Below are 7,910 nucleotides of genomic sequence, written 5' to 3' on the forward strand. Positions count from 1 at the left end.
ATGTCGGTCATCCTCACCGGCGTTTCTGTCGCCTCCGTCTGCGCGGCTCCAATCGGCGCTTATGTCGGTGACATTTGGGGATGGCGAGCCTCGTTCAAGGTCGCCGCAATCGTGAGTGCCGTTGCGCTGCTCGTGCAACTCGTAACCATTCCGCCACTGCCTCCGATCGAAGTGCGCAGATTCCGCAGTCCGCTGGATGTCGCGAAGAATCCGGCGATGAAGGTTGCGGTGCTAGTCGTGCTATTGGTCGCTTCCGGCCATTTTGCCAGCTTCGCCTACATCCGCGCCTTTCTCGAGAGCGTTCCTGCGCTCGACAAGAAGTCAATCCCGCTCGTGTTCCTTGCTTTTGGCACGGCCGGCGTCTTCGGCAATTTAGCCGGCGCATTCCTCACCAAACACAGTCTCAAGGCGGTCGCGGCCCTGCCGCCCCTGCTCATTGCCGTAGCCGCTGTCTCGCTCCTGACCATGAGAGCATCGGCCTTGACCTCGGCAATTGCAGTTGCCGTATGGGGCTTTGCTTTTGGCGCGGTCCCGGTCGGATTGCAGACATGGATGGTGCTACGCGCCGCTCCGAAACAGGCCGAGAGCGCTGGTGTACTGATGGTCATAACCTTCCAAGTGGCCATCGCAGCCGGCACAACTTGCGGTGGCCTATTGGTGGATCACACGGGTATTGCCAGTGTCTTTGTCTACAGCGCGGTTGCCACGTTCCTCGCTGTCTTGACAGTATTTTTGCTCGGCCCGAACCGCAAAACCTGACCGCCTGGTGGGGAGTGACGGTCGGCGGCGTTCACGCTATTGTCACCTCTGAGCTCGGCCCAAAGGCCGCGGCTTCGTCGTAACCATGCGGTCGATGGGGCAGCGCCAAATTGCTTCCTGCTCATCGCGTTGCGATAATACAGCGCGCTTATTGCGTCATCGTGTCCCCGGTCTCGGCTTCAATGCCCGGCTACTGGCTGCGGAGGCAGATGGGCGCCGGCGTCCCACCGACGACGATCGGTCTTTTCTCATGTAGCTGTCGGGGAAACGAGGCAGGTTTTCCGCCAGAACCCGCCAGTCGTCGCGCTCGCGTTCGCCTTCCTTGCGCGCACCGAACAACTGGATGATGATCTTGCCGTCGGACCCATATGCTTCGAGCGAGGTGACGTGACTGTCATTGGTCGGCTTGCGCACGGCCCAAACCTCACGGATTTGGTGGGTCCTGAGATGCAGCCGGAACGTTTCGTCCAGCACATGGATGCACGGCCCGATCTGCTTGACCGACTTGATTAAGCCGGAATGGGTCTGGATAGAACCTCGGTTGCCGACGAAGCACATGATCGGCAATTCGTCTTCGGCCGCACGCTGGAGCACGGCGCCAACTGCGGCATTGTCGAGCAGCCAAGCGTAATCCTGGCCGACCATGCGCAAAGCCTGGCAGCGGCTGAGCTTGAGCGTCTTTAGAAGGTTGACGTCAGTCAGCCGGCTCCAGTACTCGCGTAGGTCGTCCACCGTGCCGGCCCAGTCCGCAGTCCTCGCGCCCAGGTCGGCTACTCTCGCCTTAAGCGACATGGTCGGCTCCTGGTTGGCGGATACGAGCTCGGCCACCAGCTTTCGATAGGCATGAAGGTTGGAGACCGGCCTGAGATGCACCTTATGCACTGCTGCGCCGGCGGCGTCGAAGAATTGCAAACTGCGCTGGATTCCGCCGCGATGGCGCCTTTCAACAGCGAAACCATACCTCCAAGCCTGCGGGAAGACGCGAAGGTCGAATTCGTCACCAAGGACCATGGCGTGATTGTTGCCGGTTATCACTCTGTTGAAGACGCCAATCTTTTCGTGCACGGCACCTTGATTGCGGGTCAGCGCCGTCACTTCGCCCACGAATTCGAGGCCCGTCAGAAGGTGATTGACGCGCGGGTCGATGCGTGCCGCGCCGAAACCGCAATGGGCCGCGACCAGTTCCGCTTCCGAAATGGCCAATTGGGCGGCGAAATCACGCGCGGGAATGTTCGGACAGACTTCCCACGCACGCCGGATTTCGTTGGGCGACCGCTTCTTGCGCTGATCCATGTTTTTACCCCTGCCCCGTTCTTCTTTTGACGATCGATCGAAAAACGGGCCTCAGGGATGTGCACGGCGGACGCGATCGATCGTCAGGCACATGCCAGTCGAATCCTGTCTCCGGGCGGTCAGCGGCCAATCGCCGGTAGCGAGCGATTGTTGGGTGGTCGGCGCCAATCGGCCGATCGAGCATTCGGGTACCACCGGCGGTGCTGCTTTCCCACCAAAGCGGGTCTGATGGATCATATTGCTTTCCTTCGTTCTTCGATTGCGAGGGCAACCCAAAGGTGAATCGGCCGGCAATTTTGCCGCCGCAACGAAGGCTTCACAAAAATCGTGCCAGTTGCTCCGCGGCAAGCTCTGAACATCTTTGGCTCTGTTCATTGCTTTACGCGTGAGTGCATCGCGAACTCAGGCGCCCTTCCTGTGACGCGGACGCGACAAACCCGACAGTAAGTGTCGGTTGTCGGACGTCTCCCCAGCAATCGAGCATAAGAGACGTCGGGATGTCCTACGGTTTTTGACACGTCTTCCCTTTGGCACGGTCCATGCGAGATGATCCACGAAAACGCCGGACCGAGGAGAAATCGAGCCATGATTACGCTCACCGACAACGCTGTTGCCGCCATCAAGGCCGCTCTTTACCGCGCCAGCGAGCCGGCGGAAGGATTTCGCATCATGGTCCATGCCGGCGGCTGCGCCGGCTTCCAATACTCAATGGGCCTGGAGAGCGTCTCACGTGAGGGCGATGCGATCATCGAGCGAGATGGGCTCAAGGTGTTCATGGATAGAGGCTCCCAACCCCATGCCGCCGGCATGACCGTGGACTTCGTCACTGGGCTCGAAACATCCGGCTTTGTTTTCGATAACCCCAATGCGCGTGAGACGTGCGGCTGCGGCAAGTCCTGCAAATGATTGCGAGGGAACAGGCTATGTTCGACTATAGCGACGCCAAGGAATACTGCGTCGAACCGGTAACCGCCGGCGCTCTGGAACCGGCCGACACGCACTGTCGGCCCGGAACAATTGCGTTCGGTGATGCACCAAATCGCGATCATCGATCGTTGCCGTGGGCAAGCAAACAAAATTGCCCGAAACAGCTGAATTCCCGGCGGATGCCGCCACCAAAGGGCAATGTCGACAGCGACCGGTCAGCCAAGCCATCGCTCCCCCGGCCGCCCACCTTACCAGATACGATATGCGCCAGAGGTTCAATGGCCCGACTACCCTTGAATCATTTCAGCAGTTGAAGGATCACTCCCATGAACCCTGTCTATCTCGACAACAACGCAACGACGCGGGTTGATCCTGCAGTCGTTGGAGCGATGTTGCCTTTCTTTACGGAGCAATTTGGCAATCATTCGTCCATGCACGCCTATGGCGCATCGGTTGCTGAAGCCGTGAGAAAGGCGAGGCAACAGTTGCAAGCCCTCATCGGCGCGGGATTCGAGGACGAGATCATCTTCACCTCGGGCGGGACTGAAAGCGACAGTACAGCCATCCTTTCGGCGCTGGAGGTGATGCCCGACCGAACGGAAATAGTGACTTCCGCGGTTGAACATCCGGCCGTTCTGAAGTTGTGCGCGCACCTTGAGAAGACGCGCGGCGTCAAGGTGCACATTATCCCAGTCGATCACTACGGCCGGCTCGACCTGGACGCCTACAGAACCGCCCTCACCCCACAAGTGGCAATCGTCTCGATAATGTGGGCGAACAATGAGACCGGTACGATCTTTCCCGTGGTTAAGCTTGCCGATCTAGCCAGGGAAGTCGGCGCGCTTTTCCACACTGATGCAGTGCAGGCGGTCGGAAGGCTTCCGATTGAGCTGAAATCGACCGCGATCGACATGCTGTCGCTCTCCGCCCACAAGCTGCATGGTCCAAAGGGGATAGGCGCGCTTTATGTAAGACGTGGCGTGCGCTTCTCCTCCATGATCAAGGGTGGGCACCAAGAGCGCGACCGGCGTGCAGGCACTGAAAACACACCCGGCATAGTCGGACTGGGCATGGCGGCCGAACTCGCCTTGAAATTCATGGACGAGACAAAACGAATAAAATGGTTGCGCGACCGCCTTGAGAACGGGATCATCCAGCGCATCCCAAACACATCCATCAACGGCGATCCGCAAGAGCGATTGCCAAACACTGCAAACATTGGATTCGAAGGTATCGAAGGCGATGCAATTCCAATTGTCCTGAGCCGGCTGGGAATCGCCTGTTCCGCCGGGTCCGCCTGTGCCTCTGGCTCACTGGAACCGAGCCATGTTCTGATCGCTATGAACGCGGCATGTGGGGCAGTCCGCTTCTCCTTGTCGCGTGACAACGGCGAAGATGACGTAGACCGCGTGCTTGAGGTCCTGCCTGCGATCACCGAGAAGCTACGGGCCGTTCCCAGTGCTGGACTGTGCGGGCGAGGTGCAGAACAGCTTCATTCCGGCCCGGGTCCGAGCGGCACAATAGCCGACGAGCCGTGAGGTCTTCCTCAACGTGACGACCCTGCGCAAGGAGAGCAGTTAAACTCGGGGTCGCCTTCACCACTTCAGAAAAGCTTGAGATCGCCAAGTCTCTTGCCCAGCCGCCGTGCCAGAGGTCGGCACGCCGTCAGCAATGTCACCAATGCATCGACACCACAATTTCGCGCCGGGAGAATACAATGAACTGCTCCGCTGATAGCCGCCCGATCGATCGCACCGATATCCTAGCGCGACTGAAGGGCCTGTCGGCCGCGGAGGACTTCTTCGCCTGCCTTGACGTCTCCTACGACCCGAAAGTGATGAATGTCTCGCGGCTCCATATCATGAAGCGCGTGGGCCAATACCTTGCCGAAGAAGATTTCTCCGGTCTGCCTAACCAGGTAATCGCCGCGCGGGTGCGCGCCAAGCTGGAACGCGCCTACGAAGATTTCGCGACTTCCTCGCCGCTCACGCAACGTGTGTTCAAGGTGCTAAGGGACCACGATCCAAACATATGTCCCGCACCTGGCCGCGCCTTCGTCCCGCTCGACTCTGCACTGAAGCGGTTCGGAAAGTAATGAGCCCGACACGGCTGCGACGCGACAATGTCGAGAAGTCGACAAATCCAGTCCTCATGACGCCTCCTCGGAAGCAAACGAAGCCACCTTCTGGAATAGAGGCAGGAAGACGACTTGGCATGAACGATGCAGGCAATGAGGTGAACCGCCAAGCACGAATCCGGACTGGGAGCTTAGAGAAACCGCCAATGCATATCGTAGTCTGCATCAAGCAGGTGCCGGATTCGGCACAGATCCGCGTGCACCCGGTGACGAACACGATCATGCGTCAGGGTGTTCCGACCATCATCAATCCTTACGACCTGTTCGCCCTCGAAGAAGCGCTCAAACTGCGCGACGTTCATGGTGGCGAGGTTACTGTGCTCACAATGGGTCCGCCCATGGCGGAGGACTCGCTGCGAAAGGCGCTCGGTTACGGTGCTGACCGAGCAGTTCTCTTGACGGACCGCTATTTTGCCGGATCCGATACGCTGGCGACTTCCTTTGCTCTTTCGCAAGCAATCGCAAAAATTGGGGAGACTTTCGGCAGGCCGGACATCGTCTTCACCGGCAAGCAGACGATTGACGGCGATACCGCCCAGGTCGGACCGGGCATAGCCAAGCGCCTAGATTTATCGCAACTTACCTATGTCGCGAAGATTGCCTCCATCGATCTCGATACGCGAGAGATCGAAGTCGCTCGTCGCGCCGAAGGCGGCACCCAGTTGCTGAAGAGCAGACTCCCTTGCCTCATTACCATGCTGGAAGACACCAACGAAATCCGCCGGGGCTCGCTCCAGCAGGCTCTGTGCGCGGCGCGCAGCCAAGTCGTGAAGTGGACTGCAGCCGACGCCGGCATTGACGATCTCACCCGGTGCGGTCTGCGTGGCTCGCCTACAGTCGTCAAGCGTGTTTTCGCCCCCACCGCACGGGCAGAAAGGGCGGCGCAGATCGACACCGCGGAAAGGGGCTTGCAGGACATAGCCGATGAACTCATCGCCGATATCTTAACCCGCCGGCCGGCGCTGGAACATGAGCTGGCCTTCAACAGCGGCACGTGACGGCCAGGAGCAGAAAATGTCGACCGCAAGCCAAACTACCCCTCGCATTGCCCCCGGCCGTGCCGGTGTAAAGAAAGAACTTCCCGACCGTTTCAAAGACTACCGGCACGTGTGGGTCTTCCTCGAGCTCGAACGCGGCAATGTGCATCCTGTATCATTCGAACTGCTGGGCGAAGGCCGCAAATTAGCCGACAAGCTTGAAGTCCAGCTCGCGGGCGTCGTGCTGGGACCGCCGGGCGAGATGGTCGAGGACGCTGTTGCCGAGGCCTTCGCTTACGGGGCGGATCTTGTCTACATCGTCGATGCGCCGCCGCTCGCCGACTACCGGAACGAGCCGTTCGCCAAGGCGCTCACGGATCTGGTCAATACCCATAAACCCGAAATCCTCCTTCTCGGCGCGACCACACTGGGCAGGGATCTTGCAGGCTCGGTAGCGACGACCCTGCAGACGGGGCTCACGGCCGACTGCACCGAACTTGATGTAGATTCCGACGGTTCACTCGCCGCGACCCGTCCGACTTTTGGTGGCTCATTGTTGTGTACGATCTATACACTAAATTACCGGCCGCAAATGGCGACGGTGCGACCAAGGGTCATGCCTATGCCGCAACGGGTGGATAAGCCGGTCGGGCGTGTCATGCGGCACAAGCTGTCGCTCGTTGAGGACGATATCGTCACCAAAGTCCTCGGCTTCCTACCGGATAACCAGTCGGCAATGGCAAATCTTGCCTATGCGGATGTCGTGGTTGCGGGAGGCCTCGGTCTCGGAGCGGCGGAGAACCTTCAGCTTGTGAAGAATCTTGCCCGAGCGATCGGCGCCGAGCATGGCTGTTCGCGCCCCTTGGTCCAGAAGGGCTGGATGCCGGCTGATCGACAGATTGGACAAACTGGCAAGACCATTCGACCGAAGCTTTACATCGCGGCCGGAATTTCCGGCGCCATCCAGCACCGAGTTGGGGTCGAGGGGGCCGATCTCATCGTCGCGATCAACACCGATCCGAACGCGCCGATTTTCGAGTTCGCCCACCTCGGGATCGTCACGGATGCAATCCGCTTCCTGCCCGCACTGACGGAAGCCTTCACCCGGCGGCTGTCGCCGCACAGTCGAGACAAGCTTGCGAGTTGAGGGAGAGGACATGATTGAACAATTCGATGCCATTGTGGTCGGAGCCGGCATGTCTGGAAACGCAGCTGCTTACACTTTGGCAAGCCAGGGGCTGAAGGTCCTGCAGTTGGAGCGCGGGGAATATCCGGGCTCTAAGAACGTCCAGGGTGCCATAATGTACGCGAACATGCTGGAGAAGATCATCCCGGACTTCCGGGATGATGCGCCCCTCGAGCGGCACCTGGTCGAACAGCGACTTTGGGTGATGGACGACACGTCTCACACCGGAATTCATTACCGGTCGGACGACTTCAATGAGGCGAAACCCAACCGCTACACGATCATCCGCGCCCAGTTCGACAAATGGTTTTCCCGCAAGGTGCGCGAGGCTGGCGCGACGGTCCTGTGTGAGACGACCGCGACGGAACTCGTCCGTGATGGCAATGGCAAGGTGATCGGCGTCCGCACAGACCGGGCTGGCGGAGTGGTCTTCGCGAATGTGGTCGTTCTCGCAGAAGGGGTGTCGGGATTGCTTGGCACTCGCGCAGGCCTGCGCGAGATGCCGAAGCCGGAGACCGTGGCGATTGCCGTCAAGGAAATGCATTTCTTGCCCGAAGAGGTCATTGGCCAGCGGTTCGGGGTGAAGGGCGATGAAGGCTGCGTAATCGAGGCCGTGGGCACGATCTCTCGC

General features: G+C 59.6%; 8 protein-coding genes and 1 pseudogene. 7 read left to right on the top strand and 2 right to left on the bottom strand.

All coding sequences use genetic code 11. The annotated features are described in order from the left end of the window. Positions 1–759, top strand: a 759-nt coding sequence (locus EN935_RS13795; RefSeq protein WP_164771121.1) for an MFS transporter, incomplete at its 5' end; no start/stop codon positions are given. 261 nt (positions 760–1,020) lie between these two features. On the opposite strand, the pseudogene EN935_RS13800 reads toward EN935_RS13795, so the two are convergent. Both EN935_RS13800 and EN935_RS13805 read right to left on the bottom strand, forming a co-directional pair. Further along, positions 1,021–2,052, bottom strand: a pseudogene (locus EN935_RS13800) (ChuX/HutX family heme-like substrate-binding protein); the annotation flags it as partial. A 51-nt stretch (positions 2,053–2,103) separates the two neighbouring features. Next, positions 2,104–2,427 (bottom strand): hypothetical protein, encoded by a 324-nt coding sequence (locus EN935_RS13805; protein ID WP_127373382.1) that lies wholly within the window; start codon positions 2,425–2,427, stop codon positions 2,104–2,106. A 210-nt stretch (positions 2,428–2,637) separates the two neighbouring features. Here EN935_RS13805 and EN935_RS13810 point away from each other — a divergent pair, with 210 nt between their 5' ends. The 6 genes from EN935_RS13810 to EN935_RS13835 form a co-directional block, all read left to right on the top strand. Beyond that, a complete protein-coding gene (locus EN935_RS13810; RefSeq protein WP_029356570.1) occupies positions 2,638–2,958 on the top strand; it encodes an iron-sulfur cluster assembly accessory protein in 321 nt (106 codons plus the stop codon). A gap of 347 nt (positions 2,959–3,305) precedes the next feature. Beyond that, positions 3,306–4,517: a cysteine desulfurase NifS gene (gene nifS, locus EN935_RS13815; RefSeq protein ID WP_063169388.1), complete on the top strand. Its 1,212-nt coding sequence runs from the start codon at positions 3,306–3,308 to the stop codon at positions 4,515–4,517. Positions 4,518–4,696: 179 nt separating this feature from the next. Beyond that, complete coding sequence (gene nifW, locus EN935_RS13820; RefSeq protein WP_063169389.1) at positions 4,697–5,074, top strand: nitrogenase stabilizing/protective protein NifW; 378 nt, start codon at positions 4,697–4,699, stop codon at positions 5,072–5,074. Between the two features lie 188 nt (positions 5,075–5,262). After that, positions 5,263–6,114, top strand: a complete 852-nt coding sequence (locus EN935_RS13825; RefSeq protein WP_063169390.1) for an electron transfer flavoprotein subunit beta/FixA family protein — start codon at positions 5,263–5,265, stop codon at positions 6,112–6,114. Between the two features lie 16 nt (positions 6,115–6,130). Next, positions 6,131–7,240, top strand: coding sequence for an electron transfer flavoprotein subunit alpha/FixB family protein (locus EN935_RS13830; RefSeq protein WP_024505237.1), 1,110 nt, complete (start codon positions 6,131–6,133; stop codon positions 7,238–7,240). Positions 7,241–7,250: 10 nt separating this feature from the next. Beyond that, positions 7,251–7,910, top strand: a 660-nt coding sequence (locus EN935_RS13835; protein WP_164771122.1) for an NAD(P)/FAD-dependent oxidoreductase, incomplete at its 3' end; no start/stop codon positions are given.

The sequence above is a fragment of the Mesorhizobium sp. M7D.F.Ca.US.004.03.1.1 genome, assembly GCF_003998635.1.
GTDB lineage: Bacteria > Pseudomonadota > Alphaproteobacteria > Rhizobiales > Rhizobiaceae > Mesorhizobium > Mesorhizobium loti.

Bases quoted from the DNA above. Each gene is read 5' to 3' on its own strand.
- EN935_RS13825 (WP_063169390.1), top strand. From the start codon at position 5,263: ATGCATATCGTAGTCTGCATCAAGCAGGTGCCGGATTCGGCACAGATC.
- EN935_RS13810 (WP_029356570.1), top strand. From the start codon at position 2,638: ATGATTACGCTCACCGACAACGCTGTTGCCGCCATCAAGGCCGCTCTT.
- EN935_RS13830 (WP_024505237.1), top strand. From the start codon at position 6,131: ATGTCGACCGCAAGCCAAACTACCCCTCGCATTGCCCCCGGCCGTGCC.
- nifS (WP_063169388.1), top strand. From the start codon at position 3,306: ATGAACCCTGTCTATCTCGACAACAACGCAACGACGCGGGTTGATCCT.
- EN935_RS13805 (WP_127373382.1), bottom strand. From the start codon at position 2,427: ATGAACAGAGCCAAAGATGTTCAGAGCTTGCCGCGGAGCAACTGGCAC.
- nifW (WP_063169389.1), top strand. From the start codon at position 4,697: ATGAACTGCTCCGCTGATAGCCGCCCGATCGATCGCACCGATATCCTA.